Raw genomic sequence first — 19,824 nt, 5'->3', positions numbered from 1 at the left:
ACGGTATCGCGGCGTCAGTTGCGGTGGGCGATGTCCCCGCTGAGGGCGGTGGCGAAGGTGCACCATGCCGCGTAGGCACCGAGCGCGACCGTACGCAAGCCGCGGTTGGACACGTCCGCACGTCGGGCCAGGTCGGCACTGCTCACGGCCAATGCAGCGGCCACGACCGTCGCGGCCGCGGGCTTGTGTGCTCGGAAGAACACACCGCTCCACCCCGCGTTCAGCACCATGTTGACCGCGAGCGCCTTCTTGTACGAATTCGTCTGCGCCACAGGCGATTCAGCCATCGTCGCGGCGGACGCGAGCGCGGTCGTGGTGTAGAGCGTCGTCCACGCGACCGGGAAGACCCAGGTCGGCGGCTGCCACGGCGGCAGGTCGAGGCTCTTGTACCAGCGGCTGTTCGGGTCGGTCAGCAACGAACCCGCAAGGGCTGTTACCCCCACGATCGCCGCGGAGGTCTTGACCGAACGCGACCACGCGCGGGTGTCGACGTCCTTGGTCGCGCGGTGCACCGATTCCTCGAACCCGGCGAGTCCACCCTCGGGCGGTGACACGTACTCGTCGATGTCGTTCTCCGATGCAACTGCGTCATGCACCAGGCTCCCGGCCAACGGCTTGGCGACCCCTGCCGACACGGGGGTGACGAGCCCGACCCAATGACCGGCGAGGTTCGGCGTGAGCACCGGAACGGTCGCAATCCGCCTCTTTGGCAACCCGATTGCGGACGCATACCGGCGCATCATGTCGGCGTAGGTGAGCACGTCCGGGCCGGCGATGTCGAAGGCGCGGTTCACCTCCTGCGGCAAGTCAGCCGCGCCGACGAGGTAATGGATGACGTCGTCGTCGCAGATCGGCTGGATCTTGCTCTTCAGCCAGCGGGGAGCGATGACCAGCGGCAGTCGCTCGGACAGGTGACGCAGCATGTCGAAGGACGCCGATCCCTCGCCGATCACGGTGCCGGCCTGCAGCACGGCGGTCGGCACACCGGAGGCGAGCAGGATCTTGCCGACCTCCACCCGCGATGCGAGGTGCGGCGACAATTCGCCAGAGGGGTGCAGTCCGCTCAGGTAGACCATCCGGTCGACGCCGGACTTCCTTGCAGCAGAGGCGAATCTGGACGCCATTTTTCGGTCGCGTTCCTCGAAGTCACCCTCGCCGTCCATCGAGTGCAGCAGGTAGTACGCGACATCGACGTCGGCGAGGCACTTCGCCAGGTCAGCAGGTTCGCAAGCGTCACCCTCGACTGCCTCCACGCGCTCGGCCCATGCCGACGCAAGTGAATCGGGGTGACGACTGAGCACCCGCACGCGGAAACCCGCGTCGAGGAGTGCCGGCACCAAACGGCCGCCGACGTGGCCGGTTGCTCCGGTGACCAGGGCAAGACGGGACGAGCTCATAAGCTTCCTCCGAGGCAATCGTGGTGAACGGACCGGCAGACGCCGGGAGTGTCTACTGACCGGCGGCGGGCCGACGATATTGATCCCGGGACGTCAGCAGGAATTCGGCTGAGTCTCGGAGGTGTTCGGGCAAGCGGTCGGCACCGATCACGGCGGCGACCGAGGGCGTCGCGCCTCGTCCCCCGATGGCCATCGGCCAGCGTTGCGAGAGCCGACGCAGGGCTCCTGCACGGGCCTCGAAGACGGTGCGCCGGGTGCCCGACATGATGATGAGGTCGGGGTCGAGTCGTTCGCATGCTCCGTAGAGGTCCTTCAGCGGGGTGTTGGGCCCGAGGTAACGCACCCGCCATCCGGCATCGGACATCAGGACGCCGAGCGCGAGCAGCGGGATGTCATGCAACTCCTTGGGCGGGCAGGCCAGCACCGCGATGGGAGCGTCCGCGTCGTCCACCAGCCTGGCCAGCGAGCCGACCCTTCGACGAACGATATGGCTGACGAAGTGTTCTTGCGCGACGCTGATCCGACCCGCTTCCCATTCCGTGCCCACCTGCTGCAGGTGCGGCATCAGAATGTCGTGAATGGTATCGGCGACACCGAACTCGTCGATAGCGCGGTCGAGCACCGACACGAACGTGAACTCGTCGAATTCACCTGCAGCAGAATCGAGTTCGCGGCGCAGTCGCAACCCCTGCTCCGCGCTCGCCGAGCGAATCGGTCGGCCCTGGGTGACTGCGGAAACGGCGGCCGAAATCGGCACGCCCTTCTCCCGCAAGGCGAGCACCCTGCGTGCGAGGTCGAGGTCGGCCTCGGAGTACAGGCGGTATCCTCCGGGCGTGCGCTCGGGCTCGAACAGCCCGTACCGGCGCTCCCATACGCGCAGTACATCGCTCGAGACGCCGACGAGTTCGGCGAGGCGCCCGATCCGCATGCTAGGTTCATTGGCCACCGGCTCAACCTAACCCCTTGCGTGCGACAGCAGTGCGAAACCTTGGACAAAGCTTTGACATCTTGATGGCACGGCGGTCAGTCTGAGAAATCCACGACCAAGGAGACTCGATGGCCACTCAGACCGGTACTCGGCCGGCTGCTTGTCATTGGCGCGACACCGCGGCCGCCGACCGGGCCCTTTCGGCGATGCTCGGGGATGGGCGCAGCAGGGCCGCTTTGAGCAGCCCGGACCACACGCGTCTGTGGAATGCACTCGAGGACGCGAGCATCGGAGGAAAGCGATTCCGGCCGGCTCTCGTCCGTGCCGCTCACGACACGTTCGACGGCACCGAGCACGAGGCTGTCGCACAGGTCGGTGCGGCGATCGAATTACTGCACACCGCCTTCGTCATCCAGGACGACGTCATCGACGGGGATGACATCCGTCGCGGGCGTCCGAACGTCAGTGGCACCTTCCGCACCTGGGCTCGAGAGCACGGCGCGGACGAGGACGCAGCCGCCGAACTCGCCTTCACCGCAGGGATTCTCGCCGGAGACCTGGCCATGGCCACGGCGTTGCGCGCGATCGCCACCTGCGGCGTCTCCCCCGCCGTCACGAACCGTCTGCTCGACCTGTTCGACACTGCGCTGCAGATCACGACCGCGGGCGAACTGGCCGACGTCCGCCTCTCGCTCGGACTGGAACCGGCATCCACCGACGCCAGCCTGGCGATGGCAGAACACAAGACGAGCGCCTACTCCTTCTCCCTTCCGTTGCAGGCGGGCGCGCTGCTCGCAGGTGCCGGACCCGACATCGTGCAGGAGTGCGATGTCGTCGGACGACACCTTGGCGTCGCCTTCCAGCTCGCCGACGACCTGCTGGGTGTGTTCGGCAATCCGGATCTGACCCGTAAGAGCACGACCTGCGATCTGCGCACCCGCAAGCAGACCCCGCTGCTGAGCCACGCACGTTCCACCGACGAGTGGGACGAGATCGACAGTCATCTCGGACGCGACCTCGGCGACGCCGAGCTGGCAGAAGTGCGCCGATTGCTGACCCGAAACGGCTCCCGAGAGTTCGCGACCGGGTTGATGCACGAGCACCTGCGCCTCGCGCAGGCGCACATCACGGCGCTCGGCCTGCCCACGGAACTGCCGTCGATCATCACCGACAGCCTCACCCTGCTGCTCGACGACAGCGAAGCGGCATGAGGAGTGTTCACGGCACGAACGAGCTCTACGACTCGGTGGCCCGGGCCGGTGCCGACCTGGTGATCCGCCGGTATTCCAGCTCGTTCGGGATGGCATCCCGGCTACTGCGTGAGCCGGTGCGCGGCCACGTCCGCAACGTGTACGCACTGGTCCGGATCGCCGACGAGATCGTCGACAACCCGGATGCGGACCTGGGCAGCACCGAGCGCTCGGCCATGCTGGACGCGCTCCTCGCCGACGTCCGCCAGTCCCTGGTCACCGGCTACAGCGCAAACCTCATTGTGCACGCCTTCGCGCTGACCGCTCGGGCCTGCGACATCGGCGATGACCTCATTGACCCCTTCTTCGCATCGATGGCGCGTGACCTCGACCCCGCACCGCACACCCTCGAAAGCATCGACCGTTATGTCTACGGGTCGGCGGAGGTCGTCGGGTTGATGTGCCTGCGGGTCTTCCTGGCGACCGAGACGGACCGGTCCGCGCGGTACGACGAACTGGCGCCGGGAGCGCGACGGCTCGGCGCCGCGTTCCAGAACATCAACTTCCTGCGCGACCTCGCCCAGGACACGGATACCCTCGACCGTGGCTACTTCCCCGGGGTCGACCCCGACAACTTCACCGACGCCGATCGCGACCGCATCCTGAACGACATCGACGCCGACCTCGCGGCCGCCCAGAACGCCATCGACCACCTCCCGCCGTCCAGCCGACGAGCCGTCCAGGCCGCACACGACACGTTCGCCGAACTAGGCGTCCGTCTACGCGCCACGCCGGCCGAGCAGATCCGACGCAAACGGGTTCGTGTGCCCGGACACGTCAAGCTGCGCATCGCCGGCAATGCCGTTCGTCAGGACCTGCGATGACGGCGGGTACCGGTTCGCGACGGGTCGTGGTCATCGGTGGTGGGATCGCCGGTCTGGCCACTGCGGGTCTGCTCGCGGCCCAGGGCCACGACGTCGATCTGTTGGAGAAGAACGACGTACTGGGCGGCCGCGTCGGCAGCCTGGAGCGGGACGGTTTCCGGTTCGACACCGGCGCGTCCTGGTACCTGATGCCCGAAGTGTTCGAGCACTTCTTCGAGCTTCTCGGCACCACCGTCGAGAATGAACTCGACCTGGTCCGGCTCGACCCGAGCTATCGAGTGTTCTTCCAGGATCACCCCGAGTCCGTCGACGTCCGTCCGGACCGCGATGTCAACCGGGCCGTCTTCGAGTCGCTGGAGCCGGGCGCGGGCAAGAGCCTGGACGCTTACCTGTCGTCGGCGCAGGACACGTACGACATGGCGATGCGCCGCTTCCTCTACTCCAACTTCGATTCGACGGCGTCGTTCTTCGGCACCGACGTCATCCGGCGCAGTCCGAAACTATCCCGGTTGCTGACCCAGTCGCTCGAAGGGTTCGTCGCGGACCGCTTCAGCGACAACCGAATTCGTCAGATCCTGGGATACCCGGCGGTCTTCCTCGGTTCTTCACCGGATCGCACGCCGAGCATGTACCACCTGATGAGCCGGCTCGACATCGCCGGATCGGTGCTCTACCCACAGGGTGGTTTCACCGAACTCATCCGCGTGATCGCGGCGCTTGCCGAGAAGCACGGAGCCCGGTTGCACACAGGCTCGGCTGTCACCCGGATTCTGACCGACGGGTCCGCCAAGCCCACCGTGACCGGCGTCGAGCACCTCAGCGCGGATGGCGCAGCGTCCGTGATCGAGGCCGACGTCGTCGTCGGTGCGACCGATCTGCACCACCTGGAGACCACCCTGCTCCCCGAGAAGCAGCAGACCCACCCGGAGAAGGCGTGGACCAAGCGCTCACCCGGGCCCGGTGCGGTGCTCGCCCTCCTCGGTGTGGAAGGTGAGATGCCGCAGCTGCCACATCACTCCTTGTTCTTCACCGCGGACTGGAAACAGAATTTCGGCGACATCTTCGGCAAAGCTGCGCGCGTCCCCGAACCCGCGTCCATTTATGTCTGCAAGCCGTCGGCGACCGACCCGAGCGTGGCCCCCGAGGGGCACGAGAACCTGTTCGTGCTGATTCCTGTCCCTGCCGACACCGAGATCGGCCACGGCGGCCCGGACGGCACCGGCGACGAGCAGGTCGAGCGAGCCGTCGATGCGGCCATCGACCAAATTACGCAGTGGGCGGACGTACCCGATCTGCGGGAGCGAATCCTGGTGCGGCACACCATCGGTCCCGCCGACTTCGCCGACGACTACAACGCCTGGCGCGGCGGCGCGCTCGGTCTGGAGCACACGCTGCGCCAGAGCGCCTTCCTGCGCCCGTCGAACGTGTCGTCGAAAGTGGACGGGCTCTACTACGCGGGTGCCAGCACGGTGCCGGGCGTCGGACTACCGATGTGCCTGATCAGCGCCGAACTCGTGCTCAAGCGCCTCACCGGCGATCGGTCCAGTTCCCCGACCCTGGTGGACGGTCGATGAGTCTCGAACGCTTCGCCTACCTGGCGATGCTGGTGTTCTGCGTGGGCGCGACGCTGCCGTTGATCCCCGCGTTCGGGCTGGAGCTGGGCCGCAGGTGGCGCCGGCTGCTGCTCACCGTGGTCCTCGCCGGAACTCCGTTCCTGATCTGGGACGTGCTGGTGACCCACGCCGGACACTGGTGGTTCGACGCCGATCAGACCCTGCCCTGGCGTATCGGCGGTCTGCCACCGGAGGAGATCCTCTTCTTCGTCGTAATCCCCATCGTCAGCGTCATCACCTTCGAAGGGGTCCGAACAGTCCTGCGCCACGGCGGTATTCGCGCAACGGTCCGACGTGACCCGGCCGACGGACAGGAACGCTGATGTCGTACACCGTCCTGGCCGTCCTCGGGGTCGTGGCGAGCATCGCTGTCGACCGCTGGGGTCTGCGCACCCGGCTGACCACGTCCCGCACGTGGTGGTTGTCGTACGCGATCATCGTGTTCTTCCAGATCCTGACCAACGGCTGGCTGACCGGCCGCCGCATCGTGCAGTACAACCCTGACGTCATCATCGGCGACTCCGAGGTCGTAGCGTTCGGACGTGGACGCCTTCTCTTCGCCCCTGTCGAGGACCTCGCTTTCGGATTCGCGTTGGTGCTCACCAGTTGCGCGGTCTGGGTCTGGTCGGGACGTCGGGAGAAGGCATCGGCATGAATCTCGCTGCCCGGCTGGCAGCGCTGCAACCGGCCGATATCGGTGTGCCAGGGCCGAGTTCGGCCGACATGGCGCGTGCCTTTCGGTCGGTGCGTCGCGACCCGCTCACCTTCCTGACCGAGGTGACCGAACGCTTCGGCGACACCGTCGCCTTCCCCGTGCCCGGTGCACCGGCCGTGTTGCTGAACGACCCTGCTCACGTTCGCCAGGTGCTGCAGACCTCGGCTCGCAACTGGGGCAAGCAGACCGTGCAGTATGCCGCGCTGGCCCGGGTGACCGGGCCCGGCCTGCTTGCCTGCGCCGAACCGAACTGGATCGAGCACCGACGCCTGGCCGCGCCGGCTTTCCACCGCCGGCGTCTGGAGGCAGTCAGCGAGCAGGTGCGTGACGCCGCACGCACCGTCCTTGCCGATCAAAACCCTACTGCCCACTCGGGGTCCGTCGTCGACGTCAGTCCGCTGATGCATCGCATCGGCCTGGACGCAGTCGGCCGTGCCATCTTCTCCAGCGACCTCACCGCCAGCACCGAACGCCTCCTCGACGCATCCAGCGCCGCGGCCGAGTTCATCGTCCGCCTCGGTCGATCGGTGCTGCCGACCGCACAGTGGGCGCCGACCCGTACGAACCTCCGATTGCGTTCGGCGCGGAGGGAACTCGACGCGGTGGCTGTCGACATCATCGCCGCTCGACGCCGGACCGCCGCGCCCTCGACGCCTGACTTTCACGGCGACGATCTGCTCGGTCTGCTCATCGACAGCGAGCTCACCGACGTCGAGATCAGGGACGAACTGATCACGATGGTGATCGCCGGTCACGAGACCGTCGCCGCCGCGCTCAGCTGGACGCTCATGTTGCTGGCCGAGCACACCGAGATTCAGGATCGGATGCGCGCCGAACTCGGCGCGCTCGGTTCGCCGGTTTCCATGTTGACCCCCCGCGAGCAACTGCCGATCACCCGTGCGGCCATCGACGAGGCTCTGCGCTTGTACCCGCCTGCCTGGGCGATCTCCCGGCGTTCACTCGCTGCCGAGCGGGTCGGCGACGTCGACCTCCCGGCAGGCACATTGGCGATCATCAGCCCGTGGCTGTTGCACCGACGAGGCAAATCCTGGCCCGAGCCAACGCAATTCCGGCCGGAGCGATTCATCCAGGGCGCTCCGACATCGGGCTACATCCCGCTCGGACAGGGTCCGCGGCTGTGCATCGGACGTGACTTCGCGCTCGGCGAGATGCTCGTGGTGATCGGCGAACTGTTGTCGTCCTACCGGCTCGACACGCCTCCGGGCTGGACGCGGCCGGAGCCGGAGACGCTCGTTGCTGTGCATCCGCGCGGCGGGATGCCCCTGCGACTGACTCCTGCGGATCACCATGCTTGAGGTGCTGTACGCGGTGGTGCTCGTCGCCGCCGTACTCGCCGGCTACGGGCTGATGCTCCGGTTCCGCGTCGTCGCTGCGAGCGGAAGCGCCGCCGGTGACGTGTGCGCGATCATCCCGGCTCGCAACGAGCAGAACTCCTTGCCGGCCTTACTCGAATCCTTGGACCGGTCGACCGTCCCGGTGCGGGTGCTCGTCATCGACGACGCATCGACGGATGCGACGGTCGCCCTCGCCCGCGAGGCCGGCGTCGAGGTGATCTCGCCCGGCACCCCTCCGCCGGGGTGGACCGGCAAGGCGTGGGCCTGTCACGTCGGAGCCAACTCCACCGACGCGGAACTACTGCTGTTCCTGGACGCCGACACGGTGCTCGCGTCCGGCGCCCTCGGCGGCATCGTCGACCTGCATCGAAGGTTCGGCGGCCTGATCTCCGTGCAGCCGTACCACCGGGTGCAGCGCACTTATGAGCAACTGTCGGCATACTTCAACGCCGTCGCGGTGATGGCCAGCGGTGTGTTCGCGTCCGGAGTCGGACGACGTCCGATGGCCTTCGGCCCCTGCCTGCTCACCTCCCGAGACGACTACGAGCGCGCAGGCGGGCACGCAGCGGTGCGTGGGGAGATCCTGGACGACGTCGAACTGGCAGCCGCCTACGAGAAGGCCGGGCTGTCGGTGTACTGCGTTGCCGGTGGTTCGCAGATCCGAATGCGCAGCTATCCCAACGGGATTCGACAGCTGGTCGCCGGATGGACCAAGAACATGGCGTCCGGTGCAGCCGCCACTGATCCGCGGGCCGGCCTTGCCACCGGGCTGTGGATCTGCGCCCACCACCTCGTCGCCGTGAACACACTGCTCGCCATGTGGACGGCTGACGAGGCTCTTGACGCAGGCATATGGCTGCTCGCGTGGGTGGTGTTCGCGCTCCAACTCCGGGTCATTCTGCGCCGTGTCGGGTCCTTCCGCTGGTGGACCTGGGCACTGTTCCCGCTGCCCCTCCTGACCTTCGACCTGTTGTTCGCAATCTCCACCGTGAACACCCTGCGTGGCTCGGTGCGCTGGCGCGGGCGGACCGTGCGGTTGGGGGCGTGATGCTCGACTACGTCATGCCGCAGGGCTGGACCGTGTTGGCCGACATCGCCGCCTGGGGTGTCATCCATGCGGCGACGGGATACGCAGCCCACCGACTCACCCCGCAGTGGCTCGCCCGAGATCACCGGCTGTTGCGCCCGCTCGCCTTCGAGCAGGGCGGACGCTGGTACCGCCGCCGGCTGCGGATCAACCGGTGGAAGGACGCTCTGCCGGAGGCCGGCGCACTGTTCGCAGGCGGGGTCAGCAAACGCGAGCTGCCAGCCCTCGACAAATCCGGTCTGGAACTGTTCGTCCGCGAGACCCGCCGCGCCGAACTCGGCCACTGGTGGGCGATGCTCGCCGGCCCGGTGTTCATGCTGTGGAACCCGCCCGCGATCGCTGCCGTGCTCATCGGGTACGGGATTGCGATCAACCTGCCGTTCATAGCGATTCAGCGATACAACCGCTTCCGCACTGAGCCACTCCTGCGGCGGGCGCGATGACGAATTCGACCGTGACCCCGACGGCCGAGCGAAAGGTCGAACCAACGCGGCACGGGCCCATTGCCCAGTTGCTGATCGCGCTGTCGCCGCTGTCCCTCATCCTGATCGGGTACGCGCTCACCCACTGGATCACCGCGCCGCTGCTCGACGACCCGACCCACGCCACCAACCGCATCGGCATCGGACTGCAGGTTTCCGGCCCCGCGGACGTCGACCGCAGCTTTTTCGCAGCGGTGCCGACCGTCTGGATGCAGGAGCACTTCGCGACGGGGGAACCGCACTGGTACGACGCCGTCGCGTCGGTCATCTATGTGACCCACTTCATGGGTATCCCGTTGGTGACGGCGGTGGCGTGGTTCCGCATCCGCGCCCGGTTCACGCGCTGGATCGGCGCCGTCCTGGTCTTCAGCACCCTCGGCATGGCCGGGTACGTGCTCTACCCGGCCGCGCCGCCGTGGTGGGCGTCGGACCGCGGTGAGATCGGACCGGTCGTTCGCACCTCGGCCAGCGGCTGGGACTACCTGCATCTGCGACCGATCGGGCAGCTGCTCGAACGTCTGCAGGACGGCAGCAACCCGGTAGCGGCGATGCCGTCGCTTCACGCCGGAGCCGCGCTGCTGGTGGCGCTGTTCCTCGCGCCCCACTTCGGACGACGCGGACGCGTCCTGCTCGGTACCTACGTCGTGGGAATGGCAGTGACGCTCGTGCTCACCGCAGAGCATTACGTCATTGATGTGCTTGTCGGTTGGCTGGTCGCCGTCGTCGCGATCGCGGTGAGCCGGAAGCTGCGTCCGTCCAGCACCTCAGCACCTTCGCCGAGCCCGGCACCGAACGCACCAGTACTCCGTATCCCGAGTTCAGGAGGCAGCAGATGACTGCACAGACCATTGAAGAAGTCGTCCTGCTGGACGAGCACGGCAACGCCGTCGGCACCTGCCCCAAGAGCGAGGTGCACAACGAATCGACACCCCTGCACCTTGCGTTCTCCTGCTACGTCATCGATGAGTCCGGACGCGTGCTGGTGACCAAACGGGCGCTGCGCAAGGAGACCTGGCCCGGTGCGTGGACGAACAGTTGCTGCGGCCACCCTGCTCCTGGCGAGTCGGTCGAGGACGCCGTCCGGCGCCGCACCCGCCAAGAACTCGGCATCGAACTCACCGATCTCCGCCCGGCTCTACCGGATTTCCGGTATCGCGCGGTGATGGACAACGGAATCGTCGAGAACGAAGTCTGTCCGGTCTACGTCGCCGTTTGCACCGAGCCGGACGACCTGAGCCCCGACCCGGCTGAGGTCGCCGCCATCGAGTGGCACGACTGGGCCGCCTTCCGTTCACAGGTGCTCTCCGGCGAACGCGACGTGAGTCCGTGGTGCGCGTTGCAGGTGGCCGAACTTCCGGAAGAACTCGCTGATTGAGGCCCAGGTCGGGGTCGTGATGTGGTGGCCTACGGCGGAGTTGGTGGCCATGGGCGCAGGTCGAAGTCCGTCAAGGACCACCAACTCACCCGGCGGCCACCAACTTGAGCCGAGACCGTCGTTGGGGTGTCCCTGGATGTGACTCCCGCTCCTTCCGGCACCTGACGTGCAGCGCTCGGCGGGTACCGATCATCGACCCATGGCGCGAGAGTCAGGCGAGCTGGTAGCCCGCCTCGTCGACAGCAGCCGCGATGTCGGCGTCCGCGATCGGGGCGTCACTGGTGATCGTGACGGGCGAATCACCGCCGGCGACGAGGTCGATCTGCACGTCCTGCACACCGTCGATCGACGTGAGTTCTTCCGTGACCGCACCCACGCAGTGGCCGCAGGTCATGCCCGAGACGGTGATCTTCTTGGTTTCCATTGGAATTCTCCTTCGTCAGCTCTTCACGAGGCGTGCGATGGCGTCGGACGCCTCCCGTACCTTGGCCTGGGCGGCCTCGTCCGATTCACGGGCAGCGTCGACGACGCAGTGTCCGATGTGGTCCTCCAGCAACCCGAGGCTGACTGCCTGCAGCGCCTTGGTGATCGCGCTGACCTGAGTGAGGACATCGATGCAATAGGTGTCGTCCTCGACCATGCGCTGGATGCCGCGCACCTGACCTTCGATCCGGCGTAGCCGCTTGAGGTAGTCGTCCTTGGTCCCGGTGTAACCAACCATGCAGTCACTATACCCCTCCGGGGTATTTCGACGGTGGGCCGAGAACGACGAACCCCGCCTCATCGGGAGACGGGGTTCGTGGTTGATCAGATCTCGACGCGTCCGCCGGGTGTGTCGAACGTGACCGACAGGACGCAGGGCGTGCCGTGCGGCGCGACGAACTCGAAGTCGATGTCGGGCTCCCACTCGTCGCGGTCGACGCCCGGCTCACCGAGCAGACCGAGCCACTCACGCACGCGGTCGGGCGAACCGGCGATGGTCATTGCCCTCAGGTCGGCAGCGGTGTCGCCGATCTCGGACGGGTGCGGCGCGTTGCCGTCCCACGCGATGAAGAACGGCACCTGAGCATCGGACATCAGACCCTTGACACCCAACTGTGTCCAGGTGACCTCGGTGCCGTCCGGACGGTGCCGGTTGCCGGGCGCAGCGGTGCGACCGACGAGCTTCTCGGCGGCCCCCATGTCGGCAACCTCGACGACCCAGCCCAGCCAGCCGCCACCCTGCTCGGAACGGGCGCGGACGGCCTGGCCGAACGGTGCCTTGTCGGACGCCGGGTGGTCGAGCACCTCGACGACCTCGATGAAACGCCGGTTCGCCAACGGGATGATCACGTTGCGCGTTCCGAAGCGGGGGTGAACCCCGCTGTCGCCGGGTTCGACACCCAGCGCCTCCCCCAGACGCTTCGCCGTGGGGATCAAGCCCTCGGCCTCAGCGGCATAAACCACATGGTCGACTCGCATGCCATAGATCGTGCCACTGCGATCAGTCCGGAACGTAATCGGGGTCACCTTCACGGGGGCCTCCCCTGGTCGGACCACTCGCAGGTGAGGGCGCTCAGCGTCGGGCACGTTGACGCACCGCCTCGTACAGCACGATCGCGGCGGACGTCGAGACGTTGAGCGAGTTGGCGCGACCCACCATCGGGATCCTGATCCGCGCGTCCGCCCGCTCCAGCACTTCGTCGCTCAGGCCGTACTTCTCGGTGCCGACCGCGATGGCGACCGGTCCGGTGAGGTCGGCGTCGGTATGCAGAAGCTCGGTGTCGGGCGTTGCGGCGAGCAGGTGAATACCGTTGCGATGCAGATAGTTCAGAGCTTCATCCGTGGAAGCGGAGGCGACCGGCACCGAGAACACCGTGCCCTTCGAGCCGCGCACCACGTTGGGGTTGCCCCAGTCGGTCACCGGGTCGGCAGCGATGACCGCGTCGACACCGGCGGCGTCCGCAGTGCGCAACATCGCACCCAGGTTGCCCGGCTTCTCCACTCCCTCGGCAACGAGCACCAATGGGTCGGCCGGCAGGTCCAACTGGTCCAGCCCGTGTCGGACGGACGGAGCCACAGCGAGGAAGCCGTCCGCGCCTTCGCGATACGCGACTTTCTCGAACGCCTGCCGCGCCAGCCGCACCACCTCGACCCCGTTGTCGCGTTCCTCGTCCACCACCTGCTGCTGCACGTCGGCGTCGAGCATCAGCTCCGGGCAGAAGTACAACGTGCGTAACCGGACGCCGGCTTCGAGCGCGAGCACGAGTTCGTCGTACCCCTCGAGCAGGGTCAGGCCGAGTTCTTCACGAGTTCGCCTGCGCCGTAGTGAGATCAGCTGCTTCAGGCGTGGGTTCGCCGCGGACGTGATGGTCAACTCAGCCATGACTCGCCTCGGAATCGCTCACAGCGACTCCAGCACCTGCGCGAGACCGTCTTCCTCGACGGTACCGGTCACCTCGTTCGCGACAGCCTTCACGTCGTCCGGCGCCTGACCCATCGCCACACCACGCCCGGCCCAGGTGAGCATCTCCAGGTCGTTGCGATGGTCGCCCACCGCGACGGTGTCGGCAAGGTCGATCTCCAGGTGCTTGCGGATCTTCTCCAACGCGAACGCCTTGCTGACACCCTCGGGGTTGATGTCGAGCCAGGCGGTGTAGCCGACGCCGTAGTTCACGCCGTGCAGTCCGAGGCCCTCGGCGAGCTCGACGAACTGCTCGGCGGTGCCGCTCGGTGAGCGGAAGGTGATTCGGGTGGTCGGCTGTGCGAGTTCCTCCCAGGGCACGACGCGCACCTCGCCGACGAGTTCGCCGTCCGGGAAGTGGTCACTGACCAGGTAACCCTCGCCGATGACCTCGATGGCGACGAGTCCGTCCGGCCATGCACCTTTCAACCGGTCGAGCACCGGACGCGGATCGAAGGTGATGCTGTCGATCAGCCGGTAACCGTGCGGTTCCTGTGGGTCGATCTGCGCCGTCACTGCACCGTTGGAGCAGACGAGGTAACCCGCCTCCAGACCGAGCAGTTCGACGATCGGCATCGTGCCGGTGACCGAGCGACCGGTCGCGATGACCACCTCGTGCCCGGCGGCGATCGTCTCGGACACCGCCTTACGGACGCGGTCGGACGCGTGACCGTCGTAGTGGATCGTGGTGCCGTCGATGTCGAGACCGACCAGGAGTTTCGTCACGTCGTCACTGTACGAGCACGACCCTGCGTGCATGGCGAAGGGCGGGGCGCCGACCGGCACCCCGCCCTTCCGCAAACGTTCGTCGGCTACTTCTTCAACGCCGAGACCAGTCCCACCGCGATGGTGGCCAGTCCGAGCAGCAGAGCCATCCACAGGCCCCAACCGGTGCTGATGTCGACCTGCGCACCGCTGGTTGCGGTGTCCTTGAGTTTGTCCATGTCCTCCTTGACCTCACTCCAGTCGAGCAACGCCAAGATCGTCGCGATGGCGCCGAGCGCAGCGGCGACGATGCCGCCGATGCGACCTCCCTTACCGAGCCCGCGCAGCACACCCATCGCCGCAATACCGATGCCCATCAACAGGATCGGCAGACCGAACGGGTCACGACCTTCCTGATCGGACTCGTCCGGCTTGTCGGCGCCGGGCGGGAGGCCCTCGTAGGACTCGCTGCCGAAGCCGTTGATCGAGTAGCTCATGTCGAGGTTGTAGCCGGAAGTGTTCATCTTCACGTTGGCGCTGGCCCACGTGCCGAAGGTGACCAGCGCGAGCAGCAGACCGAGAGCGAGCAACGCCCAACCCAACGTCTTGCCCAGACCGCTCGGACGGGTCGTGGTGGCGGAAGCACCGGAATAGCCGGGCTGGCCGTACCCGCCCTGCGGCTGGTTCCACTGACCCTGCGGCTGGTTACCGTACGGGCCGCCCTGCTGCGGGTGCTGCGGCTGTCCGTAGCCGGGACCACCCTGCGGGCCGCCGTACTGACCACCCTGCGGGCCGCCGTACTGACCACCCTGCGCAGGGCCGCCGTAGCCGGGTCCACCCTGCTGACCCTGGCCGTACCCCGGGCCACCCTGCTGCGGGTTTGCGTACTGACCGCCACCCTGCTGACCCTGGCCGTAGCCGGGGCCGCCCTGCTGCGGTTGTTGTCCGTAACCGCCCTGCTGAGGGTCGGACTGCCCGCCCTGCGGCGGCAACTTCGGCATGGCGTGAGTCGGCTGATCCCAGCCGCCTGCTCCCTGATTGTCGGACACGTCCAACTCCTCTTGATCCAAGCGCCGATGATGGGCACCGACGGTTCCCCAGAGCGAGGTTAGTGCAGGACCGTCGCGCGGCGCTGGAACAAGTAGCGGTAGAAGCGCTCGACCTAGGCGATCGGCTTGAGGACGTCCGTGCCGACGAACGGCTGCAGCGCGGCCGGCACCCGCACCGAACCGTCCGCCTGCTGGTGGTTCTCCAGCAGGGCGACGATCGGACGCGTGTCGGTGAGCATCGTGCCGTTCAGCGTCGCCGCGACCTCCGGCTTGCCGTCGGCGCCGCGGTATCGGACACCGAGGCGGCGGGCCTGGTAGGTGGTGCAGTTCGAGGTCGAGGTGAGCTCGCGGTAGGTGTCCTGCGTGGGCACCCATGCCTCGCAGTCGAACTTGCGTGCGGCGGGCCCGCCCAGGTCGCCGGCGGCGACGTCGATGATCCGGTAGGGCACCTCGAGTCCGTCCAGCACCCGCTTCTCGATGCGCAGCAGGCGGTCGTGCTCGGCCTCGGCGTCCTCGGGCTTGCAGTAGATGAACATCTCCGTCTTGGTGAACTGGTGCACGCGGAAGATGCCGCGGGTGTCCTTGCCGTACGAACCGGCCTCGCGGCGGTAACAGGTGGACGTCGCCGAGTAACGCAGCGGACCATTGTTCAGATCGAGGATCTCGTCGGCGTGGTAGCCGGCGAGCGCCACCTCGGAGGTGCCGGTGAGGAACAGGTCGTCGGCTTCGAGCAGGTAGACCTCGTCGGCGTGGCTGTCGATGAACCCGGCGCCCGCCATCGTCCGGCGCAGCACGAGGTTGGGCACCATCAGCGGGGTGAGTCCCTCTTCGCGGGCGATCTGCTGGCAGTACGCCATCAGCGCCTGGGCGAGCACCGCGCCCTGACCCCTGAGGTAATAGAACCGCGAGCCCGACACCTTCGCGCCGCGCTCCATGTCGATGGCGCCCAGCTTCTCGCCGAGGGCGAGGTGGTCGAGCGGCTCGAAGTCGAAGGTCGGCTTGGTGCCGCGCTCCTCGATGGTGACGAAGTTCTCCTCCCCACCGGCGGGCACACCGTCGATGACGACATTGCCGACCTGACGCATCAGGGCGGTGAACGCATCGCCCTCGATGTCGGCGGCGGCGTCCAGTTCCTTGACCCGTGCGGCGAGGGTGGCGGCTTCGCCACGGACGCGGTCGGCCTCGGCCTCGAGTTCGCTGACGTCCTCGCCGGCCTTCTTCGCCTTGTTGAGGCGGCCCATCACCGCGCCGACCTCCTTGCTGACCGACTTCTGCTGCGCGCGCAGCTGCTCGAACTCACCGAGTGAGGATCGGCGCGCCTTGTCGGCGTCCAGGATCTTGTCGACGACGGACTCGTCCTCGCCACGGGCACGCTGGCTGGCTTTGACGGCGTCGGGGTTCTCGCGCAGCAACTTGATGTCGATCACGCGAGCCAGGCTAGTCGCTGAGCCAGACCCATTACCTCCCGGTTTACCGCAAGGCCGCATCGGCTGGCAGGCTTGGGCCCGCCATGAAGCGCGCTGCGATGGTCGTCAACCCGATCAAGATCAAGGACATGCGCCTGCTGCACCGCGAGGTGGAGCAGGTGATGCGTCGTCATGGCTGGGCGGCGCCCGTCTGGCACGAGACGACGATCGAGGATCCGGGGTTCGGTCAGACCCAACAGGCGATCTCCGACCAGGTCGATCTGGTCGTTGCCCTCGGCGGCGACGGGACGGTCCGGAACGTCTCGACCACGCTCCTCGGAAGTGGCATCCCGCTCGCGATCCTTCCTGCCGGCACCGGAAACCTGCTCGCCCGCAACCTGGGCTTGCCGATCCGCAATCGCAAGGTCGCGCTGCGGGCAGCGCTCGCCGGCCGCGACCGGGCGATCGACACGCTGTTCGTGGAGATCGACACCACCGGGGACGGGGTCGCGGACGAGTCCGCGATCTGCACGGTGATGACCGGGTGCGGGCTGGACGCCGAGATCATGGCGTCGACGTCCGAACGCCTCAAGGCGCGAGCCGGCTGGCTCGCCTACCCGATCGCGGGACTGCGGCACATCAACGCCAGGCGCACGCCGATGCGAATCGCATTGGACGACAACGACTTCGAGGATGAGCGTCCACTGACAACCGTGCTGGTCGGCAATTGCGGACGCCTGACCGGTGGCGTTCGCCTGATGCCGGACGCCGAGCCCGACGACGGCGTCCTGGACGTCCTCGAACTGTCTGCCGAGCGCGCCTCATGGGCGCCGTTGATCACGCAGGTGCTGTCGGCCTCGACCCGGACCACGTCCCAGGTGCGGCACCGCACCGCGGAGTCGATCCGGATCGAGTGCGAGGAACCGACCCGCGTCGAGATCGATGGTGAGGTGCACGAGCACGCGCTCGCCGTCCGGATCTCGATCAAACCGAAGTCGCTCGTGGTGCGGGTTCCTCGTTCGTCGAAACCCTCGTGACCCGCCTCTTCCGGTTCCACTCCGAGTTCGATCTGGACGCCGCGCCCGGCCGGGTCTTCGAGGCATTGCGCGACATCGACAGCTGGCCGCTGTGGTGGCCGCAGGTGCATTCGGTCGAACGCATCGACGACGTCAGCGGCCACGTCGCCATTCGCTCAGTACTACCGATCACGTTCCGAATCAAGCTGATTGCGCTGGTGGAAGATTCCACCAGTGGGACGCTCAAGGCCTCGCTTGAGGGCGACCTGACCGGTTGGACGCAGTTCGTCGTCTCCCCTGAAGCCGGACGAGCCCGACTGGTCTACGACCAGGAGGCCGTCGCCACCAAGCGGGGCTACGGTCTTGCAACCAGCATCGGCGCACCGGTGCTGGTCCTCAACCATCGACTGATGATGCGCGCAGGCATGCGCGCTCTGGAACGACGAAGCGCCGGCACCCCGTGAGGTGCCGGCGTTGTTGAACATCGGTCAGTAGAAGAAGACCTTGCAGGTCTTGTCCACGTCGGCGTACGACCCGAGCTTCTTGTGGTCGAGTCGGATGTGCACCTCGGCCCCGCGGGCGTTCGTGCCGCGCGCGGACTCCATCGTGATCGTGTCCCACACACCTCGCGTGATGTAGTAGCCCCCCCACCGATTTCCGCCGACCCAGCTGTGCTGCATCATCACTGCGGACAGTCCGCGGAAGGTGTAGTTGCTGTTGGTCTTGTAGTAGATCGGCTTGATGACGACCTTGTCGCGCAGCTTGCCGTTGTATCGCGTCACCTTGTAGGACGCCATCACTGTGCCGCTACTGGTCTTGACCCGGCAGGTCTGGATGTCGTCGTCGACCGCCTGCGCTGCGGGTGAGGCGACGACGCCGATCCCCGCCGCCATTCCGGCTACCACCAGCGCTGCCGCTGCCCGCGTACGAACCGTGTTCTTCATGGTGTTTCTCCCTCTCGGGCCCCGCCGCGCGGGGCGTGTGAACCGGCAGTGCGACGTCGAACTGCGATTCATGGTTCCCGGCACGTAAGCGAGCCTGCTTCGATCACCGGATACACCCAGGGATTGGAACCGCTCATCGGCGATCTCGGCGTGCTGGACGAGCACGGACGCCCCGTCGTCTCCCGCGGACATCAAGCGCCGGGCGCTGCGGTGCTGAGGGAACGTGGTTCATCGGCTACACCAACCCGATCAGCGGCAACCTGCGGGAACTGCGCATCGACTCCGGACGCATCGCCCACGCGATGCGTCACCAGGCGGCAGCGGAGCAGCGCGCGACCGCCTAGGCTGAACGCGTCCCGACCGGCCCGAGCAAGGACTGATCCGATGCGCTCCGCACTCGTTCCCGCCACCTTGGCCGCAACCGCCCTGGCGACGGGACTGCTCGCCGGGTGCTCCGACGACTCGGGCGACGGCGCCGCCACGTCGGCCACCTCCGGGACGACCGGCGTCTCGGGCACCAGTTCGGCCCCTGCCGATCCTGGCTCGACGAACCAGACCTCCAGCGGCACCAGCGGTGCATCCTCGTCCCCCGAATCCGGTTCTGCCCCGGGGACATCCGTATCGACTCCGACCTCAGCGACCAGTAGCCCGGCCGGCTCTTCGACGACGTCGACGGTGGTGCCCCAGCCGAAGGACAACAGTCGTCCGACATCGATCGCTGCGACCCCCGGACAGGGCTGCGTGCCGACGAGGGTCGACGTCCCGAGCGTCGGGATCACCGAGCCGATCGTCGCCATGGGCACGAACTCCCAGGGCCAGATCTACCCGCCCGCCCGCACCACCATGTGGTACGACAAATCGCCGCAGCCCGGCGACAAGGGCGTTTCCGTCGTCGCCGGTCACGTGACGTACGACGGGCCGGACGACTTCTACGAACTCGACCGCGTCGCGATCGGCGCGTCCGTCTCGGTGAAGTGCAGCAACGGACGCACCCTGGCCTGGAAGGTCACCGAGCGGCAGTCGATCAACAAGACCGCACTCACCAGGGACGCCCGCGTCTGGGGCTCCTCGCAAACCCCGGTCGTCGCGCTCATCACCTGCGACCGTGCGTCCAAGGTCGTCGACGGTCACCACCTGAACAACTACGTGGTCTGGGTTCGTCCGGCCTGACTTCGGGGTCGCTTCGTCTTCGTCCTGCCCCAGGGACCGAAGGCGCCTTCAACAGGCGCCTCGTA

24 protein-coding genes are annotated in these 19,824 nt (G+C 67.2%); 13 read left to right on the top strand and 11 right to left on the bottom strand.

Annotated features, from left to right (window positions below; all coding sequences use genetic code 11):
* Positions 1–14: 14 nt before the first annotated feature.
* Together FB459_RS02790 and FB459_RS02785 are read right to left on the bottom strand one after the other, a co-directional pair.
* A complete protein-coding gene (locus FB459_RS02790; protein WP_141927390.1) occupies positions 15–1,397 on the bottom strand; it encodes a tryptophan-rich sensory protein in 1,383 nt (460 codons plus the stop codon).
* Between the two features lie 52 nt (positions 1,398–1,449).
* On the bottom strand, positions 1,450–2,343 hold the full coding sequence (locus FB459_RS02785) for a MerR family transcriptional regulator (protein ID WP_141927389.1): 894 nt from the start codon (positions 2,341–2,343) through the stop codon (positions 1,450–1,452).
* 110 nt (positions 2,344–2,453) lie between these two features.
* On the opposite strand from FB459_RS02785, the gene FB459_RS02780 reads away from it, so the two are divergent.
* Genes FB459_RS02780 through idi form a run of 10 tightly spaced genes read left to right on the top strand, consistent with a single transcriptional unit; the run spans position 2,454 to position 11,026 of the window.
* Complete coding sequence (locus tag FB459_RS02780; RefSeq protein WP_141927388.1) at positions 2,454–3,536, top strand: polyprenyl synthetase family protein; 1,083 nt, start codon at positions 2,454–2,456, stop codon at positions 3,534–3,536.
* Positions 3,533–4,399, top strand: a complete 867-nt coding sequence (locus tag FB459_RS02775) for a phytoene/squalene synthase family protein (RefSeq protein WP_141927387.1) — start codon at positions 3,533–3,535, stop codon at positions 4,397–4,399. Before FB459_RS02780 ends, FB459_RS02775 begins: the two co-directional genes overlap by 4 nt.
* Entirely contained in the window at positions 4,396–5,973 is a 1,578-nt protein-coding gene (gene crtI, locus FB459_RS02770; protein ID WP_141927386.1) for a phytoene desaturase family protein, read from the top strand. The genes FB459_RS02775 and crtI overlap by 4 nt, the downstream gene beginning before the upstream one ends.
* Positions 5,970–6,335 (top strand): lycopene cyclase domain-containing protein, encoded by a 366-nt coding sequence (locus FB459_RS02765; protein ID WP_141927385.1) that lies wholly within the window; start codon positions 5,970–5,972, stop codon positions 6,333–6,335. Before crtI ends, FB459_RS02765 begins: the two co-directional genes overlap by 4 nt.
* The gene (locus FB459_RS02760; RefSeq protein ID WP_141927384.1) at positions 6,335–6,667 is read left to right on the top strand and encodes a lycopene cyclase domain-containing protein; all 333 of its coding nucleotides are present in this window, start codon (positions 6,335–6,337) and stop codon (positions 6,665–6,667) included. Before FB459_RS02765 ends, FB459_RS02760 begins: the two co-directional genes overlap by 1 nt.
* Positions 6,664–8,043 carry a cytochrome P450 gene (locus tag FB459_RS02755; RefSeq protein ID WP_141927383.1) on the top strand — a complete coding sequence of 460 codons (1,380 nt, stop codon included), beginning with the start codon at positions 6,664–6,666 and terminating at the stop codon, positions 8,041–8,043. Before FB459_RS02760 ends, FB459_RS02755 begins: the two co-directional genes overlap by 4 nt.
* Positions 8,036–9,130: a glycosyltransferase family 2 protein gene (locus FB459_RS02750; protein WP_141927382.1), complete on the top strand. Its 1,095-nt coding sequence runs from the start codon at positions 8,036–8,038 to the stop codon at positions 9,128–9,130. The genes FB459_RS02755 and FB459_RS02750 overlap by 8 nt, the downstream gene beginning before the upstream one ends.
* On the top strand, positions 9,130–9,612 hold the full coding sequence (locus tag FB459_RS02745; RefSeq protein WP_246092523.1) for a glycosyl-4,4'-diaponeurosporenoate acyltransferase CrtO family protein: 483 nt from the start codon (positions 9,130–9,132) through the stop codon (positions 9,610–9,612). The genes FB459_RS02750 and FB459_RS02745 overlap by 1 nt, the downstream gene beginning before the upstream one ends.
* Positions 9,609–10,487, top strand: a complete 879-nt coding sequence (locus tag FB459_RS02740) for a phosphatase PAP2 family protein (protein ID WP_141927380.1) — start codon at positions 9,609–9,611, stop codon at positions 10,485–10,487. Before FB459_RS02745 ends, FB459_RS02740 begins: the two co-directional genes overlap by 4 nt.
* Complete coding sequence (gene idi / locus FB459_RS02735; protein ID WP_129624408.1) at positions 10,484–11,026, top strand: isopentenyl-diphosphate Delta-isomerase; 543 nt, start codon at positions 10,484–10,486, stop codon at positions 11,024–11,026. The genes FB459_RS02740 and idi overlap by 4 nt, the downstream gene beginning before the upstream one ends.
* Positions 11,027–11,237: 211 nt before the next feature.
* Here idi and FB459_RS02730 read toward each other — a convergent pair whose 3' ends face one another.
* The 7 genes from FB459_RS02730 to serS form a co-directional block, all read right to left on the bottom strand.
* Positions 11,238–11,450, bottom strand: a complete 213-nt coding sequence (locus FB459_RS02730) for a heavy-metal-associated domain-containing protein (protein ID WP_129624409.1) — start codon at positions 11,448–11,450, stop codon at positions 11,238–11,240.
* A 15-nt stretch (positions 11,451–11,465) separates the two neighbouring features.
* Positions 11,466–11,747 (bottom strand): metal-sensitive transcriptional regulator, encoded by a 282-nt coding sequence (locus FB459_RS02725; protein WP_129624410.1) that lies wholly within the window; start codon positions 11,745–11,747, stop codon positions 11,466–11,468.
* Positions 11,748–11,833: 86 nt separating this feature from the next.
* A complete protein-coding gene (locus tag FB459_RS02720) occupies positions 11,834–12,487 on the bottom strand; it encodes a VOC family protein (RefSeq protein WP_129624411.1) in 654 nt (217 codons plus the stop codon).
* 94 nt (positions 12,488–12,581) lie between these two features.
* The gene (locus tag FB459_RS02715) at positions 12,582–13,391 is read right to left on the bottom strand and encodes a TrmH family RNA methyltransferase (RefSeq protein ID WP_129624412.1); all 810 of its coding nucleotides are present in this window, start codon (positions 13,389–13,391) and stop codon (positions 12,582–12,584) included.
* A gap of 18 nt (positions 13,392–13,409) precedes the next feature.
* Positions 13,410–14,195 carry an HAD family hydrolase gene (locus FB459_RS02710; protein WP_239702631.1) on the bottom strand — a complete coding sequence of 262 codons (786 nt, stop codon included), beginning with the start codon at positions 14,193–14,195 and terminating at the stop codon, positions 13,410–13,412.
* An 86-nt stretch (positions 14,196–14,281) separates the two neighbouring features.
* Positions 14,282–15,223, bottom strand: a complete 942-nt coding sequence (locus tag FB459_RS02705; protein ID WP_129624414.1) for a hypothetical protein — start codon at positions 15,221–15,223, stop codon at positions 14,282–14,284.
* A 113-nt stretch (positions 15,224–15,336) separates the two neighbouring features.
* The gene (gene serS / locus FB459_RS02700; protein ID WP_141927379.1) at positions 15,337–16,650 is read right to left on the bottom strand and encodes a serine--tRNA ligase; all 1,314 of its coding nucleotides are present in this window, start codon (positions 16,648–16,650) and stop codon (positions 15,337–15,339) included.
* An 83-nt stretch (positions 16,651–16,733) separates the two neighbouring features.
* Here serS and FB459_RS02695 point away from each other — a divergent pair, with 83 nt between their 5' ends.
* Positions 16,734–17,666, top strand: a complete 933-nt coding sequence (locus FB459_RS02695; RefSeq protein ID WP_141927378.1) for a diacylglycerol/lipid kinase family protein — start codon at positions 16,734–16,736, stop codon at positions 17,664–17,666.
* Entirely contained in the window at positions 17,663–18,109 is a 447-nt protein-coding gene (locus tag FB459_RS02690) for an SRPBCC family protein (RefSeq protein WP_141927377.1), read from the top strand. Before FB459_RS02695 ends, FB459_RS02690 begins: the two co-directional genes overlap by 4 nt.
* Before the next feature lie 24 nt (positions 18,110–18,133).
* Here the strand turns inward: FB459_RS02690 and FB459_RS02685 are convergent, their stop codons facing one another.
* Both FB459_RS02685 and FB459_RS17100 read right to left on the bottom strand, forming a co-directional pair.
* Complete coding sequence (locus tag FB459_RS02685) at positions 18,134–18,589, bottom strand: hypothetical protein (protein WP_129624418.1); 456 nt, start codon at positions 18,587–18,589, stop codon at positions 18,134–18,136.
* Positions 18,590–18,780: 191 nt separating this feature from the next.
* Positions 18,781–19,386 carry a hypothetical protein gene (locus FB459_RS17100; protein ID WP_170221659.1) on the bottom strand — a complete coding sequence of 202 codons (606 nt, stop codon included), beginning with the start codon at positions 19,384–19,386 and terminating at the stop codon, positions 18,781–18,783.
* Between FB459_RS17100 and FB459_RS17095 the strand changes: the two genes are divergently transcribed.
* On the top strand, positions 19,385–19,759 hold the full coding sequence (locus tag FB459_RS17095) for a class F sortase (RefSeq protein WP_170221658.1): 375 nt from the start codon (positions 19,385–19,387) through the stop codon (positions 19,757–19,759). The two genes, FB459_RS17100 and FB459_RS17095, sit on opposite strands and share 2 nt — an antisense overlap.
* Positions 19,760–19,824: the final 65 nt, after the last annotated feature.

The organism is Yimella lutea (assembly GCF_006715095.1).
Taxonomy (GTDB): Bacteria; Actinomycetota; Actinomycetes; order Actinomycetales; family Dermatophilaceae; genus Yimella; species Yimella lutea.
This window is presented reverse-complemented; position numbering and strand designations above follow the sequence as displayed.